The sequence below is a fragment of the Streptomyces sp. NPDC005393 genome (genome assembly GCF_040606675.1).
Classification (GTDB): Bacteria; Actinomycetota; Actinomycetes; order Streptomycetales; family Streptomycetaceae; genus Streptomyces.
Window position 1 is genome coordinate 13,351 of record NZ_JBEXFG010000023.1, and the last position, 25,530, is coordinate 38,880.

17 protein-coding genes, 1 tRNA gene and 1 pseudogene are annotated in these 25,530 nt (G+C 68.9%); 11 read left to right on the forward strand and 8 right to left on the reverse strand.

The annotated features are described in order from the left end of the window. Positions 1-454: 454 nt before the first annotated feature. From ABZS71_RS19995 to ABZS71_RS20005, 3 genes and pseudogenes are all read left to right on the forward strand, one after another. Positions 455-730, forward strand: a pseudogene (locus ABZS71_RS19995) (transposase); the annotation flags it as partial. A 500-nt stretch (positions 731-1,230) separates the two neighbouring features. Next, positions 1,231-1,665 carry an SDR family oxidoreductase gene (locus ABZS71_RS20000; RefSeq protein ID WP_356211981.1) on the forward strand — a complete coding sequence of 145 codons (435 nt, stop codon included), beginning with the start codon at positions 1,231-1,233 and terminating at the stop codon, positions 1,663-1,665. 29 nt (positions 1,666-1,694) lie between these two features. Beyond that, positions 1,695-2,117: a VOC family protein gene (locus ABZS71_RS20005; protein WP_356211820.1), complete on the forward strand. Its 423-nt coding sequence runs from the start codon at positions 1,695-1,697 to the stop codon at positions 2,115-2,117. 77 nt (positions 2,118-2,194) lie between these two features. Here ABZS71_RS20005 and ABZS71_RS20010 read toward each other — a convergent pair whose 3' ends face one another. After that, complete coding sequence (locus ABZS71_RS20010; protein WP_356211823.1) at positions 2,195-2,491, reverse strand: hypothetical protein; 297 nt, start codon at positions 2,489-2,491, stop codon at positions 2,195-2,197. Between the two features lie 313 nt (positions 2,492-2,804). On the opposite strand from ABZS71_RS20010, the gene ABZS71_RS20015 reads away from it, so the two are divergent. Then, positions 2,805-3,869 (forward strand): hypothetical protein, encoded by a 1,065-nt coding sequence (locus ABZS71_RS20015; protein ID WP_356211826.1) that lies wholly within the window; start codon positions 2,805-2,807, stop codon positions 3,867-3,869. A gap of 597 nt (positions 3,870-4,466) precedes the next feature. Here ABZS71_RS20015 and ABZS71_RS20020 read toward each other — a convergent pair. Genes ABZS71_RS20020 through ABZS71_RS20035 form a run of 4 tightly spaced genes read right to left on the reverse strand, consistent with a single transcriptional unit; the run spans position 4,467 to position 12,688 of the window. Beyond that, positions 4,467-7,745, reverse strand: a complete 3,279-nt coding sequence (locus tag ABZS71_RS20020; RefSeq protein WP_356211829.1) for a type I restriction endonuclease subunit R — start codon at positions 7,743-7,745, stop codon at positions 4,467-4,469. Then, positions 7,742-8,914 carry a restriction endonuclease subunit S gene (locus tag ABZS71_RS20025; protein ID WP_356211832.1) on the reverse strand — a complete coding sequence of 391 codons (1,173 nt, stop codon included), beginning with the start codon at positions 8,912-8,914 and terminating at the stop codon, positions 7,742-7,744. Before ABZS71_RS20025 ends, ABZS71_RS20020 begins: the two co-directional genes overlap by 4 nt. Then, positions 8,907-10,529 carry a class I SAM-dependent DNA methyltransferase gene (locus tag ABZS71_RS20030; protein ID WP_356211835.1) on the reverse strand — a complete coding sequence of 541 codons (1,623 nt, stop codon included), beginning with the start codon at positions 10,527-10,529 and terminating at the stop codon, positions 8,907-8,909. The genes ABZS71_RS20025 and ABZS71_RS20030 overlap by 8 nt, the downstream gene beginning before the upstream one ends. Before the next feature lie 17 nt (positions 10,530-10,546). Then, positions 10,547-12,688, reverse strand: a complete 2,142-nt coding sequence (locus ABZS71_RS20035; protein WP_356211838.1) for a hypothetical protein — start codon at positions 12,686-12,688, stop codon at positions 10,547-10,549. 234 nt (positions 12,689-12,922) lie between these two features. On the opposite strand from ABZS71_RS20035, the gene ABZS71_RS20040 reads away from it, so the two are divergent. From ABZS71_RS20040 to ABZS71_RS20060, 5 genes are all read left to right on the forward strand, one after another. Further along, entirely contained in the window at positions 12,923-13,570 is a 648-nt protein-coding gene (locus tag ABZS71_RS20040; RefSeq protein ID WP_356211841.1) for a hypothetical protein, read from the forward strand. 175 nt (positions 13,571-13,745) lie between these two features. Then, positions 13,746-14,375, forward strand: coding sequence for a hypothetical protein (locus ABZS71_RS20045; RefSeq protein ID WP_356211844.1), 630 nt, complete (start codon positions 13,746-13,748; stop codon positions 14,373-14,375). 193 nt (positions 14,376-14,568) lie between these two features. Then, positions 14,569-17,028 carry an AAA family ATPase gene (locus ABZS71_RS20050; protein ID WP_356211847.1) on the forward strand — a complete coding sequence of 820 codons (2,460 nt, stop codon included), beginning with the start codon at positions 14,569-14,571 and terminating at the stop codon, positions 17,026-17,028. Further along, positions 17,025-17,417 (forward strand): hypothetical protein, encoded by a 393-nt coding sequence (locus ABZS71_RS20055; RefSeq protein ID WP_356211850.1) that lies wholly within the window; start codon positions 17,025-17,027, stop codon positions 17,415-17,417. Before ABZS71_RS20050 ends, ABZS71_RS20055 begins: the two co-directional genes overlap by 4 nt. A gap of 89 nt (positions 17,418-17,506) precedes the next feature. Next, on the forward strand, positions 17,507-20,881 hold the full coding sequence (locus tag ABZS71_RS20060; protein WP_356211853.1) for an AAA family ATPase: 3,375 nt from the start codon (positions 17,507-17,509) through the stop codon (positions 20,879-20,881). Between the two features lie 367 nt (positions 20,882-21,248). Here ABZS71_RS20060 and ABZS71_RS20065 read toward each other — a convergent pair whose 3' ends face one another. After that, entirely contained in the window at positions 21,249-21,977 is a 729-nt protein-coding gene (locus ABZS71_RS20065; RefSeq protein WP_356211856.1) for a hypothetical protein, read from the reverse strand. 137 nt (positions 21,978-22,114) lie between these two features. On the opposite strand from ABZS71_RS20065, the gene ABZS71_RS20070 reads away from it, so the two are divergent. Both ABZS71_RS20070 and ABZS71_RS20075 read left to right on the forward strand, forming a co-directional pair. Then, the gene (locus ABZS71_RS20070; RefSeq protein WP_356211859.1) at positions 22,115-22,501 is read left to right on the forward strand and encodes a hypothetical protein; all 387 of its coding nucleotides are present in this window, start codon (positions 22,115-22,117) and stop codon (positions 22,499-22,501) included. Further along, a complete protein-coding gene (locus tag ABZS71_RS20075) occupies positions 22,498-23,226 on the forward strand; it encodes an SDR family oxidoreductase (RefSeq protein WP_356211862.1) in 729 nt (242 codons plus the stop codon). Before ABZS71_RS20070 ends, ABZS71_RS20075 begins: the two co-directional genes overlap by 4 nt. Before the next feature lie 418 nt (positions 23,227-23,644). Here ABZS71_RS20075 and ABZS71_RS20080 read toward each other — a convergent pair. Further along, a tRNA-Thr gene (locus tag ABZS71_RS20080) sits at positions 23,645-23,718 on the reverse strand. 106 nt (positions 23,719-23,824) lie between these two features. Beyond that, complete coding sequence (locus ABZS71_RS20085; RefSeq protein ID WP_356211865.1) at positions 23,825-25,369, reverse strand: alpha/beta hydrolase; 1,545 nt, start codon at positions 25,367-25,369, stop codon at positions 23,825-23,827. Between the last annotated feature and the right edge of the window lie 161 nt (positions 25,370-25,530).

Genomic DNA, 25,530 nt, shown 5'->3' on the forward strand with positions numbered 1-25,530 from the left:
TCCAGGCCACGCCACCTGTGCTAGCCTCCGCCCTCCTCACACCCCGTACATCGCGGCGACCAGCGCGGTCGGACGGGCTCCCCCTCCCGGATCAGCCACCGGCCGCCGTAACGGGGCAACGGCGACCATCTCACGCCCCAGCGTGACCACCCTGCCCGGTGGCATTCGCGACAGCATAAGGGCCACGCCCTCGAGCTCCGATACGCCACCAGCGGGAGGCCACGCATGGCCCCGCAGGGGAACACGGCAGCGCACTGGATTCCTGCTTCGCCGCCCAGCTCCGTTTGGGCATGTCGCAGAGCAGTGCGTCGTACTCGTGCGAACCGACAGGCGCGTCTCCAGCCGGCCGACCGCGTCGAAGAGGTGCGCTCGGTCGGCGACGGGCTCGCGATCCGCGCCGCCCGGATCGATTTCCCCGGTCACGCGCGCTGGGGTCACCCCTCCGTCGCCCCCATCCTGGACGACCTCAGCGACCGGGGCGTCCTGGCCCAGGCGCGGGATCCGCTGCACCATCCCGGACAAGGCCGACCACATCCGCAACCGCAAGAAACTCGGCTCTCGCGGCGGCCGCCCGCCGAAGTTCGACAAGGCGGACTACCGCGAGCGCCATGTGGTCGAGTGCGGCATTAACCGCGTCAAGAGGCTCCGGGCGGTGGCCACCCGCTACGAGAAACTTGCCGTCCGCTACGAAGCGACCGTCCTCGTCGCGGCCATCAACGAGTGGCTGTGACCAGTGCCTAAGAGGGCAGTGCCGATGCCGGGTCTGCCGTGCTTCCCGGGTCTGCCGTGCTTCATGGGGGTCCCGCCTTCGTGGGGGGCGTCGCCGACTGCCGCTGTCTGCTCGTCGCGTTCGCGGGCGGGGACCTGGGGCGCGAGGGGGCTGATGGGCAGGCACTGACGCTGTCACTGCGGCAGGAACCCCAGGAGAAAGCAAGGCTGTTCACATGAACTGCGGCATGCACTGGCCGGATCAGGGCACCGGCGCGGCGGGCGCGGTCACCAGGCCGGCGTCTCATCCCCGTGCCTGGTCGCGCACGTCGGCGAACGTTTCTGGGGCACTCCGAGCGGTACGGCGCTGACCTCGTCGAGGCGGGTGAACCGCTCCGGGGTGAGCGCGACGTCGAGCGCGCCGAGGTAGCTTTCGAGCTGGCCGAGGTTCCGCGGCCCGCCCGATCGGTGAGAGCCGGGCGCCGCGGTAGGGGCTTCACGCCTTGAGGCGCCAGAGAGCGGATCCTCGACGCGGCGACCGACGCGATGTTCGCCAGCAACGTCCGCGCACCGTTCTTCCTCGTGGCGGCGTTCGCCCCGGCGATGGCGGCGAAGGGATCGGGCAGCGTCATCAAGCTCGGCAGCATGGCCGGCAGCCTCGGCCTGGCCACCGGCGCCTCCTACGGCGCGACCAAGGCCGCACTGGCGTCCCTGACGCGAGGCTGGACGGCCGAGTACAGCAGCCGCGGCGTCCGCTTCAACACCGTCGCTCCCGGCCCGGTCTACACCCAGCCCGAGGCCCGCGACCTGTTCGACACGCTCGCCGAAACCACCGCGATGAAGCGCGCGGCCGAGCCCGCCGAGGTCGCCGAGGTCGTCGCATTCCTTGTCTCGCCGAAGGCCGGCTACATCACCGGCGCGACCATCGCCGTCGACGGCGGCCGCACCGCCATCTGAACCCGCCTGCTCTGAGAGGAAAAACCCTCATGAGCACCACCGTGTACGGCCTGAGCGTCGACGCCGCCGACGCCGCCGACACCGCCGACGCCGAGAAACTCGCCCACTTCCGGGCCGGGATACTCGGCCCGGAAGTCGCCTCAGGCGCGAGCCCCGAATTCGCCACACTCGACCCGGACAGGGCCACCCCGCGGCTGAGCTTCCACCAGGTCCCCGAGCCGAAATCGGTGAAGAACCGGCTGCACCTCGACCTCATCAGCCCATCGTGCCCCCGCCCCACCTACCGCTGCACGCCCCTCGGCACGGGGCGCTGCAGAGCATCGTTGCGCGGGGACGCACACTCCTCGGTCTACATGTCGGGTATTCGTCACAGCGTCGGCTCGCCGCCGATCGCGTCAGGGCACCGCACGGACAGTCGCCAACGCTTACACGGCCCTCTGACGCGTAAATAGCAGGAGGTCAGGGTGGGTGTGGGCAGGACGGGGTGCCCGGTGGCCGTTGAGGGCTGCCGGGTGTCCGGGTCTGCCGGTCAGGCTGCGTTCTCCCTCGGGTTGAGGGTGACGGTGTAGCCGAGCTGGTTGAGCTGGGTGATGGCCCGGCGGGTGGCGCGTTCAGGATCGCGTTGGGTGAAGTAGGAGCCGCCGAGTTCCTGGTAGCCGGCGTGATCGCTCAGCATGTGCCAGATCGCGGTAATGATCGAGTGCTCGACGGCGACCAGTGCCCTGAGCGGGCCGCGGCGTGCGGTCAGCCGCTTGTAACGGGCGGCGAGGGAACTCCGGCAGATGACGCCAGGCGCGAGCCTTCCCCGACGGAACGGGTCTCCCACCCCTCCCGGCTACGGCGCCCGCAGGCCGCCACCGAGTGCAACCGCGCAGCTGCAGGCAGAGAACCTGGCTTCCGACCCTGCGGTCACCCAGACGGACGAGTCCCGCGCGCCCGGCAGGGCCGACAGCGCAGGGCCCGTCTGCGGCCGGGGTACCGGTGCCAGCCCGGCCCAACGCTAAACGCCGGGATGCCCTCACCCGGCGATCTTGAGTCGCTTCCCTGACCCTGGTAGGTGGTGCCCGACTAAGCCGGGCAGCCGCCTCGCAGGCAGAACGGCCTCCCCCGGCCCCGATAGTTCAAGGGAGCACAAAGGCATGACAGTGACGACCGATGCGCTCATCCCCGCGCTGGAAGACGCGCGGGAGGCCCACGCCGCAGTCATCGAGCGGTTCCGGGCCGACATGACCGTCACCCCCGCTGGCCTGCACCAGCAGACACTGGAACGCCACATCGCCGACGCACAGGACCACATCGCCCGCCTCCAACACCATGTCCGCGCAATCCGTCCACGCCGCCCGCTGCGGGATACCGCCGAGATGGCCGGGAGCCTGGCCGACGGCGCCCTCCGCGCGACACGGCTGCCCCTGGAGATCGGTACGCTGATCGCGGGTGGGATCCTGCGTGGCGGACACCAGGCCACCGAGCGGCAGTTGCTGGCGAACGCCAAGGACGAGTACGCGGCCGCCGCCCGGGCCCTGGCGGCCTGCCGGGCTGGAGAAACCATCGCCACCCTCGTCGGCGACCAGGAAGCCGCCGCCCTACTCGCCTCACTACGCCGCCAGGACGAGCGGCTGCTGCAGGCGATGGAGCAAACAATCGACGAACAGGCCCGAACCCTGGCAGCAGCTAGGGCCGACACCAGCCGCCAAGGCCAGCCCGCCGACGGCTTTACCGGTGCGACAGTCCGGGTGGTACGCACCGCCATCGACCGTCTGCGCGAAGCCGCCCAGACCGGCGGGGAACAGACCCGTCGCACGGCCGTCGGCGCGGCCCGGGAGATGCCGAACGCGACCCGCATGGCCGAGCAGGTGCAAGGCGCCGTCACCCGAGACGAGGATCTCCCGATCTGCGAGTACGGCCGGCTCACCGTCACCGATATCACCCAGCAGCTGCGCGCTCTCTCCCAGTCCGACCTGACCGTCATCGAGGGCTACGAGCGCGCCCACGCGAACCGTTCAGGGGTCCTGAACGCCATCGAGCAGCTGCGCGGCCTCGAGCCCTGGCCCGACTACGACACCATGAGCACCGACCAGATCACCGACGGGCTGCGAACCGCCGATCCCGCACTGGCCCAGCGCGTCCAGGACTATGAACAGCGTCACCGGCAGCGCCAGACGATCGTCACCCGCGCCAATCAGCGAACGGGCGCCATCGCCTGACCTGGAGGCGATCCGACACCGCCGGCTTGGCACTCCGCGCGAACCGACATCGGACAGCCGCCCCTGACCCACCCCGTCCAGCGCCCCACCCCGGACAGGGAGCCAGCCGCTGCTCTTCAACGCATGACCCGTCCGATGCGAGAGGGCCGGACGCTGCCCCGGCCCTCTCGCGCCGGGACTGGCGCATCACAGCCAGGAGTCCATGTGCCGCTTCGACGCCCGCAGGTGGAGTTGCTCCGGTCCGGTAGACACGGACGGGCTTGCGTTCTACGCGGCAGCGTAGGCGAGGTTAGCTGATGCTTGTGGTGTGTGTCGGCGCTCGTGCTCGGCTGGGCTGGGCTGAGCTGGCCGTTCGCCGAGTGGCGGCGCCAGGGGGTGTAGAACCCTTCGATGTAGCTGAAGAGCTGTTGTTCGGCGTCGCATCAAGTAAGCACCGATTCGATCGTGTAGACCCGTCTACGTCACCACCGCCCTATTGGGCACGGTAGACAAATAGCACCCTTCCCGCCGCAAACCCGGTGCGGCGGGAGCCAACAGGACCACCCAGCCCAAGGTCGAACGTGTGGTCCACCTGATGCGACGCCGACAAAGGCTGCATCAGTTGTCCGGCATACCGGTGGTGGACCACTCGTTGGCAAAGTGCTCCATCTGCTTCAGGACCAGGTCGACCGCCTCCGCACGCCGGTCCGGCGGGTAGTCGTGTCGGGCCAGCAGACGCTTGATGGCACTGCGGAGGCCAGCGCGGACCGGTTCACGGGCGATCCAGTCCGGCTTGAGCTTCTTCTGGACCTCAGCGACCAGATCACGCGCGATGCCGGCCAGGACCTCGTCGCCCATGAGTTTCTGCGCCGTGCCGTGGTTGGCTACAGCGTCGTAGAAGGCGAGCTCGCGCCAGTTCAGCGGTGGGTCGAACTTCTCGCCGCGCCTGGCGTCTTCGACCACTTCCTTGGCCATCTCGACAAGCTTGGCGATGAGTTCGGCACTCGTGTACTGCTGCCGGGTGTACCGGATCATGAGGTCCTGCAGACGGTCGGAGAACGCCGTGCGGCGGACGATGTTGTGACGCGTGACCTCGCGCATCTTCTGCTCGATGAGCCGCCGCAGCGCCTCTGCCGCGAGGTGCGGGGTCTCGCTGCCCTGGAGCTTGGCGACGAGCGCGTCGTTGAGGTGCGTCAGGTCGGCCATCTCCAGGCCGGCTTCGGCGAACAGGTCCGATATCCCGCCGGTCTCGACCACGGACGAGGTCAGCTGGGCGAGGTACAGCTCGACATCGCGGGCGACGGGCAGGCCGCGGGCCTCGCGTTCCAGCGCGTCGAGCTTGGCCATGTAGGCGCGGACCTCGACGAAGAACTGGATGTCCCGGCGCCAGGTCGGATGGTCCGGGAAACGCTCGCCGATGTTCGTGGCACTGGCGGACAGCGCGTAGAAGCGCTCCAGACGGTGGGAGTGGTCGCGGAATCGCCGGCCGACGGTCTGGCGGGGGTCGTCGAGCTTGTCCGGTTCGTTGCCTGGGGTACGCGGGTTCCGAAGGTACTCGGCGGCTCCGCCGGCGGCGTTGACGAACGCCTTCGTGGTCGGCTGCTCAAGACGCGCTCGCCAGTTGAAGCCGCGCAGGATGTCGCTGAGGATGTCGTACTCGTTCCGCAGCTCGTCCAGCGCCCGGTCGAGGTCCTGGCCGAGAGTGCGGTCCTCCTGATCTGCGTCCGTGTACTCGGCGATCGCCTTCTGCAGGTTCTCCGTCAGCGGCGCATAGCCAACGAGCAGACCGTCCTCCTTGCCGCGGAAGCGGCGGTTGACCCGGGCGAGGGCCTGCATCAGGTTGGCGCCCTTGAGCGGACGGTCCAGGTACATGGTGTGGACCGGCGGGGCGTCGAAGCCGGTCAGCAGCATGTTGTTGACGATGAGCAGCTCCAGCTCGTCGTCGGGGTCCTTGGCCCGGTTGATGACCGCCTTGCGCTGGCCGTCGGGCAGCGCGTGGACGAGCAGGTGGTCTTCGTCCTTGCGGGAGTTCGAGGAGAAGACGATCTTCATCGTGCCCTTGGCGGGCTCGTCGCTGTGCCAGTCCGGCCGCAACTCGCGCAGGGCGTCGTAGACGCGGACGCAGATCTCCCGGGTCGCGCAGACGACCATCGCCTTGCCCGTCGCCCCACTCTTCTCGGAGACGCCGACGAACGGCCACATCCGCTCGCGCCGCTCCTCCCAGTGCGCCACCAGGTCCTCGGCGAGATCCCTGACACGGGCCGGCGCGCCGTACATGGCGTTCATCGTCGCGACGGCCTGCTCGACCCGGCGGCGCTCGGTGTCGTCGAGGCCGTCGGTGATGCGGTCGGCCTCCTCATCGATCTTCGTCGGGTCGACGTCCTTGCCGAGGACGAGCTTGATGACGCGGCCCTCGTGGAAGACCTTGACCGTCGCGCCGTCGTCGGCGGCCCTCTTGAGGTCGTAGATATCGATGTAACGGCCGAAGACCTGGCGGGTGTTGCGGTCGGCCTCGGAGATCGGTGTCCCGGTGAAGGCGAGGAGCGTGGCGTGCGGGAGGGCATCGCGGAGGTGGCGGGCGTAGCCGTCGAGGTTGTCGTAGTGGCTGCGGTGGGCCTCGTCGACGACGACCACGATGTTGCGCCGGTCGGAGAGCAGCGGGTGGTCGGCCCCCGACTCCTTCTCCTCCTTGGTCTTGCCGAACTTCTGCAGGGTGGTGAAGAGGATGCCGCCGGTCCGCTTGGCCGCGAGCTCCTCCCGCAGTTTGGCCCGGGTCGCGACCTGGAGAGGTGTGCCCGGGAGGATCTCGCTCTCCAGGAAGGTGGAGTACAGCTGGTCGTCGAGGTCGTTGCGGTCGGTGATGACGACGACGGTCGGGTTCAGCAGGGCGGGGTCGCTCATCACCATCGCCGTGGTGAGCACCATCTCCTCGGACTTACCCGAGCCCTGCGTGTGCCAGACGACACCGGCCTTCCCGTCACCGGCCGCCGCCTCCCGCACCTTCTCTGCAGCCCGGGTCACCGCGAAGTACTGGTGCGGCTTCGCGATGCGCTTCATCCGCTTGGACGGAACAAAGTTAATGAAGGACCGGCACAGGGAAAGGAACCGGGGCTGGGTGAACAGCCCGTGCAGCGCCAGGTTCTGGCCCGAGTCGGCCACCCCGTCGCCGTCCGCGGTGAACGGGGCCACGCGGGCCCCGGACTCGTCCGTGTTCCACGGCGCGAAGTGCTCGTACGGGGTGAAGGGCGTGCCGTATTTCGCCGTGATGCCGTCGGAGAGCAGCACCACCGCGTTGTAGCGGAAGGCGGTCGGGAACTCCTTCACGTACCGTGCGACCTGGGAGTGCGCGTCCTGGAGCGTAGCGCTCTCGTCGCCGGCGCGCTTCAACTCCAGCACGGCGAGCGGGAGTCCGTTGACGTACAGAACGATGTCGAAGCGGCGCCGCTTCTCGCCGTCGACGACGGTGACCTGGTTCAGCGCGCGGTACGTGTTCCCGTCCGGGTCTGCCAGGTCGACGAGGCGGACGGTCGGGTTGTGCTCGGCGCCGAAGGCGTCGGTGTAGACGACGGAGCGTATGCCGGTCGTCAGGTAACCGTGGGCGGTGCGGTTCTCCTCGTAGGTGTCCTGCGACTCCGGGGTCGCCGCGACACCGACGGCGTCGCGGACGGCGTCCGGGGGCAGCTCGGGGTTGAGCCGCTCGATCGCCTCACGGAGGTCGGGGTAGAGGATCAGGTCGTCCCAGGACTTACGATGCCCGGAGCCGGGGGCGAACTCATTGCCGGAGGCGGGCAGCCAGGCCAACTCGGCGAGTTCGTCTAGGGCGAGCAGCTCCCAATCGGCTTCCAGGGGGCGGTGGTTCTGGTTTGTTCCACTCGCGCTCTCGTCGTCGTGCGTCATGCGTGGTCCTCGACAATCTTCTCGGCGTCCTTGACGCGAAGCCGACCGGACATGAGCTGGGGGAGGAGGGTGTCGCGGAGGGTGGCAAGGGTGCGGGACTCTGTAACCGAAGCCTGAACCCGAGCGGCCATCGAACGGACGACTTGATCGAGCCGAGCTGCCTCTTCATTTCCAGGCCAGGGGACAACAAGCGGCTCGAGATCCCTCCACTTTGCCCGGGGCATCCGCGTCCCATCACCGACTGCTGAGGCATGCGCCACGACTTCATCGCTTGAAAGCGCAAGCAGAAGCCAGCCGAGGCGGTCCGGCTCCGCGGGGCGGACCACAAGAATATCTGTGGAACAGACCCCAGACGTTAGCGCCAGACCCACCTTGTGAAAATATGGACGTAGCTTCCCAAAGAGTACGTCGTTCGAACGGAAGGCAGACTTCCCGCTTGCCAGCTCAGCGCTTTCTTCCCAGGCGGAGAGCCACACATTCCTTCGCGGCATATGCTCTAGGCCAATGTAGTGCTCGCCGCCGTTTAGGGAAGAGGCGGATACCCCATCACGGATAAGCCTGCCAAGTTCGCCAATGGTGATTGATTCGGCGGCATTGGCACATGCTTCTTGATAGAGCGCCCGCATGAGTTCGTCAGCGGTGGCCGCGATGCGCTCATTGACGGCGATCTTGTCATCCAGCGCACCGAGTAGACCACTTACGGCTTGCTGATGTGCCAGTTCCGGCACATGGAGTGTCAATTCTTTAGCAGATTTAACATTGAAGTGCTGCTGCACGGCACCCACCGTGTGAGCTTTAACAAATTCCTGCGCCGTTTCATTGATAGCGTAACAGAGAAATCGTGCATCAACGTCTGACCGTGGCGTGGCGATGACAACGTCCGAGCAGTTGAGTGGTCCCAATCCGTCAGGAATGAGAGCCGTAACCCCCGGATCTCCTGTGCGTACAATCACAAGATCACCCGGCCTTAGCTGGGACTTTGCAAGCTGGCCGTGGAATCCCTTGTTGATGTATTTTACGGCCGACAGGTCAATTCGTCCACGTTTGACGTTCAGCGACCGAAGAAATGGAATTCCATTTTCCGTGTAACGAGATGCCATCGACCCCACGTGGCCAACCGTGATGCGCGTGCACAGTTCTCCGAGCTTGTGTTTCTGCCACTCAGACATCGACCCTCCCCAGCTGCTCCCGAACCGTCTTCTCCAGCTCCGCCGACCTGTCGAACAGCCCGTACAACTCCTCCGTCAGCGAGGCGATCCGTTCCGCCACCGCCTCCGCCCCCTCTTCCTCTGCCTCCACAGCCCCCACGTACCGCCCCGGCGTCAGCACGTATCCGTGCTCCCGGACCGTCGCGAGTTCGGCCGAGAAGCAGAACCCAGCCTCATCCGCGTACGTCAGCCCCGCCTCACGGGCCGACGCCGTACCCCGCCACGCGTGATAGACGCCGGCAATCTTCGCGAGGTCCGCCTCCGTCAGCACACGCTCCGTCCGGTCCACCATCTCGCCCATGTTCCGGGCGTCGATGAACAGGATCTCGCCGCGCCGGTCGTCCAGGCGCTTCGCGCCCTGCGGGGTCTTGTCCTTGGCCAGGAACCACAGGCAGGCCGGGATCTGCGTCGTGCGGAACAGCTGGGCGGGCATGGCGACCATGCAGGCCACCAGGTCGGCCTCCACCAGCGCCTGGCGGATCTCACCCTCGCCGCTCTGCTGGGAGCTCATGGAGCCGTTGGCCAGGACGATGCCGGCCGTGCCCCGCTCGCCCAGCTTGGAGATCATGTGCTGGAGCCAGGCATAGTTGGCGTTGCCCTTCGGCGGCACCCCGTACTTCCACCTCGGGTCGCCCTCGTCCCTCGCCCAGTCCTTGATGTTGAACGGGGGGTTGGCCATGACGAAGTCGGCCTTGAGGTCGGGGTGCTTGTCGTCGGCGAAGGTGTCGCCCCAGCGGGGGGCGAGGTTGCCGTCGATGCCGTGGATGGCGAGGTTCATCTTGCCCAGGCGCCAGGTACGCTCGTTGAGTTCCTGGCCGTAGACGGCGATGTCCGCCTTGTGGCCGCGCCCCTGGTGTGCCTCAATGAACTTGGCCGCCTGGACGAACATGCCGCCCGAGCCGCACGCCGGGTCGTAGACCCGTCCCTCGTACGGCTCCAGGATCTCCACGATCAGCCGGACGACGGACTGGGGCGTGTAGAACTCGCCGCCCCGCTTGCCCTCGGCCCGCGCGAAGTTGCCGAGGAAGTACTCGTACACCTCGCCCAGTACGTCCTGCGCGGGCTTGTCCCCGCTGCCGCCGAAGCGTGCGTCGCTGATGAGGTCGACGAGTTCACCGAGACGCTTCTGGTCGACGTTGTCGCGGTTGAAGATCTTCGGCAGGACACCCGTGAGCGAAGCGTTCTCGCGCATGACCGCGTCCATCGCGTCGTCGAGCAGCTTGCCGACGCCCTGGCTCTTGGCGTGGGTGGCGATCCACGTCCAACGGGCGGTCTCCGGAACCCAGAAAACGTGGGCGCCGGTGTACTCGTCCCGGTCCTCCAGGAAGTCGTCCATCCGGTCCTCGGTGATGCCGTCATCGGCGAGTTCCTCGGCCAGCTCGGAGCGGCGCTCGTCGAAGGCGTCGGAGACGTACTTCAGGAAGATCAGGCCAAGGACGAACTCCTTGTACTGCGCGGCGTCGATGGAGCCGCGCAGCTTGTCAGCGGCCTTCCACAGGATCGCCTGGATCTCCTTGGCGGTGGAGGCGCTGAACAACTCCGCCTGTTCGGTGGGCTTCTTCGCAGCGGTAGCCATCGGGCAGACCGTCTCCTTCAGTCGTCGGTTCCGGGGAGGTTCTGGAGGGTGAGCGTGCCGTCGGCGATACCGGCGGCGGTGAGGCGGACCATGTCGTCGAGAGCGGCGGTCTGCTCTCGCAGGAGGTGCGTGCGGGTCTCGATCTCCGCGAGCACGGCGTCGAAGCGCTCGGCCTCGCGCCTGCTCAGGTCGGGGATGAGGAGGTCTTCGATGCCTCGCGAGGCCCGCACCGCGCCGCTGGTGCGCGCGTACTCGGCGGCGGCCGCCCGCAGCAGTGCCGCGAGCACCCGTGGCAGCACCGGCGGGTCTGCGTCGGGGTGGACGCGGAGGATGCGGGCCGGGGCTGCCACCAGGGACAGGCCCGCCTGGTCGACGTAGGTGCCGAAGCGGGGGCTCGTGGTGACGACGATGTCGCCCGGCTCGGTGAACAGGGCGTGTTCGTAGCCGGTGAGGAGCACTCCGCGGTCGATGCGGCGCCCGCCCGGGCGCGTGATGCCGAGAACCTCGTCGGGGGTGAGCACCGTGTAGTGACCGTCTGCCGTGAGGTGTTCGTCGGCGATGCGGTGTCCGGGGCGTCGGCGCAGGCGCCGTTCGTCGAGGAGCCGACGGACGGTGGTGCGCCGTACCGGCTGGTCGTCGGGACGCAGCACGGCCTGGGCGCGCAGTGCCGTGCGCAGGTCGGCGCGCTGCCGGGCCCGCTCGTGCAGCTCCGTCAGGCGCTGCTCCAGGGCGCTGATGCGGACCGGACGCTCGATGACGCCCCGGGTGTAGCGGGCCACGGTCGGGCGGTGCTGGGTGGTGAAGGCGGCGCCCGGCCGGTCGTCGAGATCCTTTGCTGGAACGATCACCGCGTGGCGGGGTTCGTGGCGGCGGTCGCCGCGCCAGAGGGATGCGCGCCAGATCGCGATGTCTTCGGCGAGCGCGTCGAGGGCCGTGTCGGTGAGCGGCTGCGCGGAGTAATCGGCGAGGAGGACCAGGCCCGTGCGGTGTTCCGCCGGGGTGCGGGCCAGTACCCAGAGGGCGGTGCGGTAGCCGGGACGGTAGGGGAACGCGCCGTCGGGGAGGCTTACCGCAGCCCTGAGTAAACCGTCCCGGAGGAAGGACCGGCGCAGACGGTCGGCCTCGCTGTACCGGGGGATCGGGCGGACGAGCACCTCGGCGGGGCCGAGGACGACAGCTGTTGAGCCTTCGTCGAGGTAGTCGGTGAGCGCCTGCACCTGCTCCAGCACGACGTGCGGGCTGCGGTTCTCCGCCGATTCATAGGGGAGGACACAGACCAGCAGATCGGGGTATCCCCAGTCGTCGACGGGCAGGCCCTCCCCCTCGGTGACGCCGAGGTCGAACTCGTTCACTCCTCGGACGAGCATTCGGCGGCGGACCAGGCGGGCCCGCACCGGGTCGAGGTCGGCGGCGAGGTAGGTGTGGCCGGAGTCCTCGGCGGCCCGGGCGTGCAGGGCGGCGATGAGGTCGCCGGAGCGTGCGTGCGGGGTGGCGACGACGGAGCCCTCGTCGAGGGTGTCGACGCCGGACAGAGCCGCGAGGGCGCGTATCACCGCCGGGGTGGGCTCGTCGGCGGCCAGGTCGTGGGAGCCGAGGCGGCGGCGGGCCTCCAGGACCCAGTCGAAAGCCTCGGCAGGGGTGTAAGCGGCCTCGGTCAGCTCGTCGGCCAACGCGGCCAGCTCGGGGCCGATGCGGTCCGGCTCCGGTACGGCATTCAACTCGGCCAACAGGAACGTGTCCTCGGGATCAAGCTCGTCGGCCTGAGTGAGGACCGCGTCCCAGCTCTGACCCGAGAGGGGGACGTCGAGTTGCCGGCGCAGGCAGATCAGCGCGGTCAGCGCCCCCACCAGGACGGAAGCGGAAAGGGCCGGCGTCCGCCAGGCGGCAAGGGTGTACAGGGCCAGTTCGGCCCGCAGGCGACAGGGATCCGCATTGCCTCGACCCGTCGTCGTGAGCCAGTCGACGACCGCGCGTGCGTCGAACAGGGGCCGCCCTTCCTCGTGGGCGACGGGAGCGGGAAAGTCCGGGTGCCTGCGGCTCCAGGTGGTGGGGACGGGCCGACGCACCTGGGCAAGGGTGGCGATTTCCGCATACGTGATCCGCCAGGACGGCAGCTCGGGCACGATGGGCGACACGGCCTCTTCGCGTGTGCTGGTCACTCGCCTCGCCCCCTCTGTACTGGCCCCGGTCGGACGTCCACGGCCCCGGCAGCCCTCGATGGGCTCGCAGCAGGCAGAACCCTACAGCGAAGGGGAAAGCGGAAAGAGAGAGAAGCTGATAACCCCGGTTATCAGCTTCTCCAAAGGTTTTCGGAGCCTGTCGGTCCCACTCTGGTGCTCGTTCGGCGCACCGACACCCGGTGCTCACCGCAGACACGATCCGGAGGTCTCCCCATGACTGACATGTCCTCGATGCCGCCCGCCCCCCAGCCGTCGGAAGGCACGGGTGGAGGCGCCAGCTGGGGGGCGGTGCCTCCACAGCCGACGCCGCACACGTTCACACAGCCGTTCGTGCCGGGCCTGCCGCCCACCGGGCGCACGCCGTCGCGGCGCAAGATCTGGCTCACCCACGGCGCGACGGCGCTCGTCGCGCTGATCTTCGGTGCCGCGATCGGTGGCGGTGGAGAGTCCGGCGGTACGGCGGGCTCCTCGGGCGCCGCCCCGGCCGCCACGGTCACCAAGGCCGCCGCGGGCGCGCCGAAGCCGGCGGTGACCGTCACCGAGACGGTCAAGGCGACTGTCACGGCCAAGCCGAAGCCGGCGAAGCCGAAGCCGGCGAAGAAGTCCGGTCCTCCGAGCAGCTTCTCGGGCGAGGGGCAGTACCTCGTGGGCGAGGACATCCAGGCCGGCACCTACCGGACCACTGGGGCGGACAAGGACAGCGTCATCCCCAACTGCTACTGGGCACGCCTGAAGAACGCCTCCGGCGAGTTCGACGCGATCATCGCCAACGACAACATCCAGGGGCAGGGCCGCGTCACGGTCAACAAGGGCGAGTACTTCAAGACCAGCGGCTGCCAGGACTGGCAGAAGGTCGGCTGACGTCCAGGGGGTTTCCTTCCCTGGCTCGCCTCGACCAACGGTGCCGGGGCCCCGCGCCCACTTCAACCGGCCGCTGCTCGGTCCCTCCTCACGGCCGTCCTTACCCGCAGCCTGCTTCCGCCGCGTACCCCAGTTCCGTTCCGCTCCCGACCACTCCATGAGGGGAAGCACCACGATGTCCGAGCCCGAGCAGCCCACTGACGTTCCCGCTCCGGCCCCGCTCCCGCCCACCACCCCGGTTCCGCCGCTGCCCGCGTTCGCGCCGGCAGGCCATTCGGCGGAAGCCACGGTGGCACCGAGCGGTTCCCGCTGGGCCCGCCTGTCGCGAACCGCGGTCCTGTTTCTTGGCATCGGCACCGGAGCAACGGCCGTAGGCATCTGCTGGGCTTCGCTGTCCCTGCTCGGCGGCGACGAGACCCCGGCGAAGAACAGCGGCAGCCGTTCGAGCTCCGCCACGTCCGGAGCGAGTCGGGCGCCGGCACCGTTCGAAACGGACGGCACGCTCACCCTCGCCGATGTCGGCGCGGGACTCGAGACCGGGGAGCCGTGCTCCGGAACCGGCGGCTACTCCGACATCGACTTCGGCACCCAGGTCAACATCACCGACGCGGACGGGACCTTGGTCGCCACCGGCTCTCTCGGCCTGGGCGAGAAGGCCGAGGCCGGGTGCGTCTTTTCGTTCTCGGTCGACGACATCGCCCCGGGCTCGAAGTTCTACACCGTCGAGGTGTCCCATCGCGGCGGTCTCACGCAGACGGAGGCCGCCCTGCGGGCAGGCGGGCTCGAGTTCACGCTCGGCGGCTGACCGCCGGAGCAAAGAAACGCACATCGGCGCGCGTACATCGCGTGCGCCTCACCGGCGACAGATCGGGGCCCTGCCGGCTCCGTCGTCTCCGAAGTTCCGGCTCATCGGCAACCGGCGCGGCAGACACCCACGTCTCCAGCGCCCGTCGATGTCCCACCCCTTCCGAACCAGCACCGGATCCAGGGAGGCTCCCATGACCAGTTCAGAACAGACCAAGCCGGACGCACACCTTTCCATGAGCACTGCCGTGAAGGCCCCGGCCGGCCAGTCCGTACCGCTCGCCGATCTGGTGGAGGCACGTCTGGCTGCGGCAGACCTCGGCGAACCCGTGAAGGCGCTCCTGGCGGAGGCACTCGGCGACGCGGAAATCCAGGGGACCTCACCCATGGGCCGGATCTACCTCGACTCCGTCTCCGTGGAAGGGTTCCGTGGCATCGGTCCCCGCGCCTGGCTCAACCTCAGCCCCCTGCCGGGTGTCACCCTCGTCGTGGGCCGCAACGGCTCCGGCAAGTCCAGCATCGCCGAGGCCATCGAGACGGCCTTCACCGGCACGAACATGCGCTGGCTGGGACAGGACGCGACGCGCACCAGCAACTGGCGCAACCTTCACGACGGAGCCAAGACGGAGGTCGGGGTCAAGCTCGCCATCGAGGGCGACACCGGCCGGAGCACGCTCACCCGCACCTGGACCGGCAACGACGTCGGCGCCTGCGCGGGCACGTTCCGGCGGCCCGGACACGGCACGGTCCCCCTCGACCAGGTGGACTGGAAGCAGGCCCTGACGGACTACCGCCCCTTCCTGTCGTACGTCGATCTCGGCCGCATGATCAGCGGCAAGCCCGCCCAGATGTACGACTCCATCGCCACGATCCTCGGACTGGGGCACATCAACGCCGCGTACAACCGCCTCGGGCAGCAGGAGAAGGCGCTGGGCGACGCCGTCAAGGCGGCGAAGAACGAGGTGCCGGAGCTCAAGGACGCGCTGTACGCACTGCAGGACGACGAACGTGCGGTCCAGGCGCTCGTAGCCATTGAGACGAAGGGCCGGCCCGACTTCGAGGCTCTTGAGGGGCTGGTGGCGGGCCTGCCCGCCGCCGACGACGGCCTCCTCGCCGAACTGCGCGCCGCGGTTGACATGCGGGGACCCGACCTGGAGCAGGTCGGGACCGCGGTGGACCGGCTGCGCGAGGCGCTCGCCGGAGTCGAGGACGTGCGCTCGACCGGCGCCGAGGACGCGCTGCAGCGCGCCAACCTCCTGGAGAAGGCCCTGGCCCATAACAACCGGCATCCCGACGAGGAGTCGTGCCCTGTTTGCGGCACGGAGCAAGTCCTCGACGTGGCGTGGGCCGCCGGCGCCAGTGCTCAGATCGCCATGCTCCGCCAGGAGGCGAAGACCGCCGAGGACGCCCGCAGCGAACTGCGGTCGGCGGCACGGGCGGCACAGAACCTCGTCCAGACGCCCCAGCGGATCCCGGCCGCCCTGACCGATCCGTGGAACGCCTGGCTCGCCTGCCGGACGGTCAGCGACCCGAGTGAGCTCGCCCAGCGCGTCCACGACACTGCCTTGTCCCTGGCCGACGCCTGCGCCGCGGTGAAGGACAACGCCGCCAGAGAGCTGGAGAAGCGGGACGAGCGGTGGCGTCAGCTCGTCACGCGCCTGGCGAGCTGGACGCGGAAGGCCCGCGCCGCGGCGGAGGGCGAACCCCGGCTGCGTCACGTCAAGAAGGGCCGCGCCTGGGTCAAGGCTCTCGCCGCCGAGCTGCGGGAGAAGCGCATGGAGGGCTTCACCGGTCACTCTCAGCGAATCTGGGAGAAGCTTCGCCAGGAGAGCGACATCGACCTCCAGTCGGTGAGTCTTCAGGGCAGCGAGAAGGCCACCGTCCGCAAGCTCGTCATGGACGTCACCGTCGACGGCGAGGAGGCTTCGGCACTGAGCGTCATGAGCCAGGGAGAGCAGCACTCTCTCGCGCTGTCCCTGTTCCTGCCGCGGGCCGCCACCGCCGACAGCCCGTTCGGCTTCATCGTCATCGACGACCCCGTGCAGTCCATGGACCCGGCCAAGGTCAACGGGCTCGCCCAGGTTCTGCACGAGCTCGGCGAGCACCGGCAGGTGATCGTGTTCACCCACGACACGCGGCTCCAGCGCGCCTTCACGACCCAGGAGCTGCCGGTCACGGTGTTCGAGGTCGAGCGGGGCAAGTCGTCCAAGGTGCACGTCAAGCCGGTGATTGACCCGGTCCGCCAGGCGATAGGGGACGCCAGAGCCCTTGCCAGCACCGAGCACCTGCCGGAGGCAGCACGCACCCACGTGCTGCCCAGCCTGTGCCGGATCGCCCTGGAGAACGCCTTCGTCGAGGCGGCCTGGGTCCAGCACCACCGCTCAGGAGGTTCCGAACGCGATCTTCAGTCCGCCGTGGCCGACGCGGACAAGCTCATGGAGATGGCCGCGCTGGCCTTCTTCGGCGACATCGGCCGCAGCAGCGATGTGTATCGGGAACTTCGCACCCGCTGCGGACCGCGTTCGGTGGACCTCCTCAAGCAGTGCCAGAGCGGCGCCCACGCCACGGGGGCCCGGATCGCCGACCCTCACCGCTTCGTGGATGAGATCAACGACCTTGCGCAGAAGGTGCGTAAGGCGGAGGTGACCAAGTGACGAGCACTCCGGGCACTTCCATCGAAGAGCTGCTGCTGACGGCCGACCGGCTGCTTTCCGACCCCAGCGTCGGGGCGACGGCGGCCGGCCGTCACCGCGGAGCCTCCCTCGCGCTGCGGACGGCCCTGGAGATCGCCGTCGACCGCACGCTCGACGCAGCGATGCCGGGACTCGTCGGCATCACCACGCGGGCCAAGATGCTCTGCCTGCGCTGCTACACCGCCGCTACGACCGCCCGCCGGGCCAACGCCGTCTGGTCGCACCTCTGCCTCGGGTGCCACTACCACCAGTACGAGATAGGCCCCACCCGTGACCAGGTCCGCGCGTGGCGGGCGGAAGTCGTCGAACTGGTACAGGAATTGCCCCATCGACCAGGTATTAACAGCTGACCCATGTGTCTGATAAGTCTTTTGCCGGGGGCCGGGCATATGCCCGGCGCGCGGCGCCTCGCGGGGCGCTGCAGGGGGAGGGGACGTACATGAGCACCACCACACGCGACGAGATCATCGCCGAGGAGCAGAAGGCGGTGGATCGCGCCTACGACTGCTACGAGAAGCGGCTGGCCGAACTGAGTGGCGGCTCGGTCGCCTCAGCCTCCGCAAGCGGCAAGGACAGCGTCGCCAACCGGAAGGACACCGAGGAGAAGGCCGCGGCTTACGCCGGCCTCGGTGACGCCTCGCTGGTCGTCAGCCGCGTAGACGTGCAGGACGGGCCCGACGGGAAGTCGGATACCTGGTACGTCGGCCGTCGTGCCGTATCCGATGTGGAAACCCGCGACACGGTCGTGGTGCTGTGGACCACCCCGCTGGCGGAGAAGTGGTCCAAGGCCCTGCCCGACGCCCCGGGTGAGGTGCTCCTACGGCGGCGGCTGCGTTGCGCGCAGCGCGTAGTCGAAGAGTACGTCGATGAGATCTCCGTCGCCGCCCCCGCTCCACCGCCGGCCATGGGCGACGCCGATCCCGCGGCCGCGGTGCAAGACTCCTTCCGCACCGTGCCGCAGCCGGGACCGGTACTGCCGCCGGTCCTCACTCCGTCCGATGTCGCCCGGCTCCATCGTCGAAAGCATCAGCCGCTCGACGACTTCCTTCTGCGAGAGCTCCAGCGCTCCCGCAGCGGCGGGATGCGGGACATCGTCGAGACCATCCGTCGCGACCAGATGGACCTCGTCACCGGTTCTCCCGCGGACATCCTCGTCGTGCAGGGCGGCCCGGGAACAGGAAAATCCGCAGTCGGCCTGCACCGCGTGACGTGGCTCGTCAACAACGGCCACTTCAAGGCGCAGGACATCCTCGTCGTCGGCCCTCACGAGCGTTTCCTCGAATACGTCGGCCAGGTCCTCCCGACCCTCGGCACCCGGGACGTCAACGCGGTTCAGATGAGCCGCCTTTGGGACGGCGAGATCCTCGGTACCGACACATCGCGTGCGCGGCTGGTCAAGTCCGACGACCGCATAGCCGCCGTCCTGCGTCAGCGCGTCGAGCACGAATGCCGCCCCGAGGCGATCGACGAGTTCACCACCACTCCCACGTACAAGGACGCCAAGCCCGAACTCGCCGTCACCGCCGGCAGCACCACCCTCCGCATCCCGCGCTCTGAGGTTCTCGCACTTCTCCAGGAGGCACGCGAGGGTGACGGCTCCTACCGTGAGCGCCGTAACCGCTTCCGCAGTCTGCTGGTAGACCGCCTGCTGCAGGAACTCGTCGCTCTCGCTCCGCGTCGCAGCCAAGGCATCCGCCGCGACCTGGAACGTAACCGCCAGGTTGAGCGCCTGATCGAACGCGTCTGGCAGTCGCCGGGCGCCCGGGAGGCCCTCCGAAGTCTCTACGACTCCCCCGAACTCCTGCACACCTGCGCCGACGGCATCCTCGACGCCGAGGAGCAAGCGGCCCTCCACCGCCCCAGGGCAGACAAGGCGGATGCCGATCCCTGGACCCTCGACGACCATGTCTGTCTAGAAGAACTGCGATACCTCATCACCGGGGAGACTCCACAGCGCTACGGGCACATCGTCATCGACGAGGCCCAGGACCTGACCCCCATGCAGGCACGCTCACTGCGGCGACGCACCGCGGTCAACGGTTCCATGACCGTACTCGGCGATCTCGCCCAGGCCACGGGCCCGCACACCTATACCGACTGGGACCGCCTCGGCACTCTGCTGTCCGACCACGGCGACTGGCACGTCACTGAACTGAACACCAGCTACCGCGTGCCGGCGGAAATCATGGACTTCGTCGCACCCCTGGCCCGCACGATCGCCCCCTCGCTTCCCTACCCGCAGGCCGTACGCGAAGCCGGTGCCGACAGCGTCCGGACGATGGCAGTCGAACCGTGGACACTGCTCGATGACACCGTCACCCAGACGACCCGGCTCATCGGCACCAGCGACGGGCACACTCTGCGCTCCGTGGCCGTCATCGTCCCCGACGACTCCGGCTGGCTCGACGAGATCAACCGTCATCTGGATCAGACCGCAGGCCTCACCGAAGAGCGCCGCGCGGCCGTGTCGGTTCTCGCCACCGCCCAGGCGAAGGGCATGGAGTACGACCACGTCCTCGTCGTCGAACCCGCCACCATCGCCGGCCGCGGGCCGGCCGGACTGCGCCAGCTCTACGTCGCTCTCACCCGAAGCGCCCAGAGCCTGACCGTCCTGCACACCTCCCCGCTCCCGGATGCCCTCACGGACACCACCGGCGCCCCCGGGCCGGGCACCACCGACACCGGACCGGCGATGGCGGGCAGCGACGTCCCCGAGATCGGCACCGACATCCGTGTCCGCGTCCTCGACCGGGGTACGGGCGGCCGCTACAAGGTCAAAGCTCTTTCACCGGCGGTCAAGGTCCCTCTGATCCTGACCGTCCGCCACGGATCGACTCCTCCCCGCCCCGGCGAGAAGCTGGACTGCTGGGTCTTCGCACAAGAGAAGGCCCACTGCCTGCTCACGACGGACCAGCGCGGGCGCCGGCCCATCTCTCCGAGAATGGCCGAACGGTACCTGGCGGCACTCGGCGTGTTCGCCGAGCTGACCGACGATGACGTCGCCGCACCGGAGAACGTCCGCGAACGACTCTCCGAACTCAAGGGCATGGCCAACCGCGTACTCCGCCGCGATCAGGCGGACTGGGTGGACGTACGACGAGTACTCGGATCCCCCGACAGACATCGCCTGAATCTCCTGCGTGACCTCGCCGCCGAAACCAACCGCGCGTTCAAGAACGACAGCCTGGACGTGAGTCGCCTCCGGGAGGACCTGGCGCGCACGGCTTGGTCCCAGTCCCTGGCCCAGGCCCGAGAGACGCTCCAGCACCGCATGACCCCCTCGACCGAACCGGCGGCCCAGACTGCACCCGCGTCCGCCGCACAGCAGCCCGAGCAGGAAGTAGCCAAGCCCATGGCATCCGCCGAGGACACGTCCGCCGCAACGACACCTTCCACGACGAACCTTCCGCACGCGCTGGAGACCACCGCGGCCGCCGACCGCACATGCATGAAGCACGAAGCCGTGCGCCACGCCCTGATGGCGGTCCTGTTCGAAGCCGACGTACAAGCGACGGCATCCCCGGTCATAGACGTCAGCCGCACGGCCGAGGACGGCCACTTCCTTTACGAAATCCTCGGCGCCGGCCACTCCGCCTACGCCGACCTCCGCTCGGGTGCCGCCCGCCTCCTGGAGATCAACCACACCCTGCCCACCCCCGCCGATCGCCTCTACCTGGTCCTCTCCGAGCCGCCGGCCGAGGATTGGTCCGCCAAGGCCCTGCTCGACGTCTACGGCGTCCATCTCCTCTGGCGCACCCGCGACGGCTGGGGCGGCCGGGACACGGATACCGCCCTGGGCTCGGACCGGTCGTAGGCCCTTTCCATGGCAGCACGGTGAGGCCCGCTCCTTTGAGCCTTCGCCATCTTCGAACGAACCTGGAGACCTGCATCAGCTGTGGCAGACGAAAGGTCGTGAACACTCGTACGCCGGACGGCCCGCTCTGCCCGAGTTGCCCCTGCCTCCCCACCATGGCCTGCAGCATCTGCGGCGAGGAGAAGTCCTGCGGCACTTCCCGGACCACGGGCCGACCGTGGTGCCCGGACTGTCAGCGCCGCTCAGCTTCGTGCTCAGCCTGAGGAAGCGTCGCGGAAGTCCTCCCTGGCACCCTCGACCAGCCCCTTTGCGCGGACTGCACTGCCCCTGAGGTCTGGCACACCTGTCTCACCTGCACCGATCCCGACTACCCGCACCCCGGCCAGTGCGCTCGCTGCCTTATTAACCGGCGCCTCAACGAACTTCTGGGCCCTCCGGCCGATGCCCTCCATCCTGGCCTCGAAGCCCTCCGGCACAACATCGCCACCACCGAGCACCCCATCACCGCCAGGCGGTGGCTGAACAAGCCGTCCGTCTCCCCGGTCCTGTCCGACCTCGCGGCCGGCCGAGGAGCCCTACCCACGAGGCCCTCGACGAGCTGCCCGACAGCCCGCCCCTCGCTCACCTCCGCCAAGTGCTCGTCGGCGTCGGTGCCCTGCTCGAGCACGATGAGTACATGGTCCGCCTCGAACGCTTCCTCACCGGTCTCCTCGCATCCCAGCAGGACCCCGAACAACGCAAGGTCCTGCACCGGTACGCGATCTGGCATCTGGTCCGGCGGCTTCGCCGACGCAACAATGGCCGCCCGCTTACCCCGCAGCAGTTCATGTCCGCACGTCAACGCACCCACGCGGGCGTCGCCTTCCTGAAGTGGCTGACGGCCCACGACCTCGCTCTGGAGACCTGCCGGCAGGCCGACCTCGACCAGTGGCTCACCGACGACTCCGCCACTTACCGCCAGACGGCCGGGCACTTCATCCGCTGGGCTCGCACCAACAAGCTCATCACTGTCCACGTCCCCGCCGTCCGCTGGAACGGCCCCACTCAGCCACTCGACGACGAACACCGCTGGAACGTCGCACGCCAGCTCCTGCACGACGACACCCTCAAGCCCGAAGACCGCCCCGCGGGGGCTCCTTCTCCTCCTCTATGCCCAAGGTCCGTCGGCGATCCACCGGTTGACCACCGAGGACGTCGAGGTCGGCGCCCACGAAGTACGTCTCCCCCTCGGCGATGCACCCGTCCAAATTGCCGGAGCCCGTCACCGAACTGGCCCGCGTGGTCGCCGCGAACCGCAAGGGCCACGCGACCATCGAGGCCTTGGCCCCGTCTCCATGGCTCTTCCCTGGCGGCCGGCCCGGACGGCCGATCAGCACCACGCAGCTGACTCAGCGCCTGAACCAGCTCGGGATCCGGCCCAATCAGGCCCGCAGCACCGCGCTCTTCCAACTCGCCACCGAGATCCCCGCCGCGATCCTCGCCCGCACCCTGGGCATCCACACCGACGTCGCCGTCGCCTGGCAACGACTCTCAGCGGGCGACTGGGCCCACTACGCAGCCGAGGTCAGCCGCAGTACTTCGCAACAACAGCCGGTCCACGAACAAGGAGCAAAATCATGAGATTCGACAACCACCGCGTCGTCATCACTGCTGCCGGGCGCGACTTCGGGCGAACTCTGGCGATCCGGCTCGCAGACCTCGGCGCCGAGGTCTTCCTGTCCGCACGCAGCCTCGCTGCCGCTGAGCGTGTCCGCGACGAGATCCGAGACCGAGGCCATCAGCGGGTCCACGCCTATGCCTGCAACCTGACGGATCCCGCCTCAATCCGCAGCTTCGCTTCCAGCGTCACCCAGCACACCGACCGCGTCGACATCCTGATCAACAACGGCTCGCGCTACCTCGAAGGGCCGGATCTCCAGTCAGCCTCCGACGCCGATATCGTCGACACCATCGCATCCGGCGCCACGGGCACGGTCCTGACCGTGAAGAACTTCCTCCCTCTCCTGCTCAACTCGGACAAGCCCGATGTGGTGACGATGATCTCCGCCTGCGGAACGGCTGGACATCACCGCTCGGACGCACACGACGCCTTCTATGCAGCCAAGAGCGCACAGGCCGGGTTCACCGAGATCCTCTCCAAGCGCCTCCGGCCCCAGGGGATTCGAGTGATATCGCTCTACCCGCCCGACTTCGACAACACCGACCCGCTCTCTGAGGAGTGGAAGTCCACGCCACGGGAGGCCAAGGATGCCCTCACCGCACAGTCGCTTGTGGAGTGCATCCTCTTCGCAGTCGCCCAGCCCCGTGACTGCTTCATCAAGGCATTCCACTTCGAACAGGTCTGAGCGCTCGCATACTCAAGCAAGGCTGACGTCGGCTCCCAGGCCGCACACCGGGGGGCTCCGGATCGGAGGCATCCGGACAGTTCCAATACCCGACGTCACCATTAAGCGTCCTGCCCCACGTCGGCAAGAGCGCCGCCGAGGCCACGGCCAAGCTCGTTCCGCTTCAGCGCAAGGCGGAGGCCGAAGAGGCCGCACGCAAGGCGAAGAAGGCCCGGAAGAAGGCCAAGCGCGCCAAGAAGGCCCAGGCCGAGGGCAAGAAGAAGGCCCGGCGGAAGTAGCCCAAGAAGTAGGGCCGAAGCCCCCACCGCTCACGCATCGCTCACGCAAGCAAAGTCGCGGCACCTCGGCCGTGTGACGCGCCGTGCCCCGAGCAACAGAAAACCCCAGGTCAAGGAATATGTGACCTGGGGTTTCTCGGAGCCGCCTAAGGGAATCGAACCCTTGACCTACGCATTACGAGTGCGTCGCTCTGGCCAACTGAGCTAAGGCGGCATGCTGCGGAGCCGGGTGGGCAGCAGCAGCGCCGCCAAGTCTACACAGTTTCGAGGTGTGCTCCGTACGGGGTGGGACGGGGGCCAGGGCCTGGGGTTCGGGCTGGTCAGGGGCAGCGCTTGTGGCGGGCGGGAGGGCGGCCGGTCAGGAGGTAGGTGTTGATCGCGGTGTCGACGCAGCGGCTGCCTCGGCCGTAGGCGGTGTGGCCGTCGCCCTCGTAGGTGAGGAGGGTGGCGGAGGAGAGCTGGGTGGCGAGGGCGCGGGCCCAGGGGTAGGGGGTGGCGGGGTCGCGGGTGGTGCCGACGACGACGATGGGGGCGGCGCCCTTGGCGTGGAGGGGGTGGGGTTTGCCGGTCGGCGGGACGGGCCAGTAGGCGCAGTTCAGGGCGGCCCAGGCGAGGGTCTCGCCGAAGACGGGGGATGCCTTTTCGAAGGCGGGGACGGCCTTCTCGACCTGGGCGGGGGTGCGGAAGGCGGGTGGGAGGTCGAGGCAGTTGACGGCGGGGTTGGCGTACATGAGGTTGGCGTACGAGCCGTCGGTGTCACGCTCGTAGTACAGGTCGGCGAGGTTCAGCAGGCCGCCGCCGTCGCCGCGCATCGCGGAGCGGAGGGCGGTGCGCAGCTGGGGCCAGGCGGTTTCGTCGTACATCGCGGCGATCACGCCCATGGTGGCGAGGGACTCGCCCAGCTTGCGGGACTCGCCGGTGCGCACCGGATGGGAGTCCAGGCGAGCGAAGAAGGCGCCGAGCCGGTCGCGGGCGGCGGCCACGGTGCGGGTGCCCAGGGGGCAGCCGTCGCGGCGCACACAGTCCTTGGCGAAGGCGGTGAAGGCGGTTTCGAAGCCGGCGGTCTGGTCGCGGTTCATGCGCTCGGCGGACAGCGCCGGGTCCAGGGCCCCGTCGAGGACGAGGCGGCCGACGCGGCGGGGGTAGAGGTCGGCGTAGGCCGCGCCGAGGAAGGTGCCGTAGGAGGCGCCGACGTAGCTGAGCCTCTTGTCGCCGAGCGCGGCGCGCAGCAGGTCCATGTCGCGGGCCGACTCGACCGTCGAGACATGGCCGAGGATCTTGCCGGAGCGAGTGGCGCAGCCGCGGGCGAACTTCTTGTAGGCGGCGACGAGCCTGCCTGTCTCGACGGGGGCGTCGGGCGTCTGGTCGGTCTGGGTGAAGGCGTCCATCTGCTTGTCGCTCAGACAGGTGACGGGCTCGCTGCCGGCCACGCCGCGCGGGTCCATCGCCACCATGTCGTAGCGGGCGCGCACCCGCGCCGGGTAGCCGACGGCCGCGTAGCTCTGCAGATAGCCGATCGCGGAGCCGCCCGGGCCGCCCGGGTTGACCAGCAGCGAGCCGAGCCGCCTGCCGGTGCCGGTCGCCTTCTTCCGGGAGACCGCGAGCCGCAGGTCCCGGCCGGTGCCGGGCTTGGCGTAGTCGAGCGGGGCCTTGAGGGTGGCGCATTCGAAGCCCGCGTCACCGCAGGCGCCCCAGCTCAACGTCTGTTCGTAGTACGGCTTGAGGGCCGCTGGAACGGCCCTCGCGGGCATCGACGCGGCGCTCGGGTCCGAGGCGCCGGCCGAGCAGCCGGTGAACAGCAGCCCGGCGGCGGCCGCAGCCGCGGCGCCGCGGGTGGAGAGCGTGCGGCGGCGTCTGAAGTCCATCGGAGGATCCCTCGGTTCGCGGTCGAGTCGCGGGGCTCGCTCCGGTCGATCAGGTGCGGGGGACCCACGGGGATACGGGGAGACGACCGGCACGGACCCTAACGGAGCGTATCCATTTGAACACGCTCCATGCGCATTCGGGCGAACCCGTACGAGTGAGA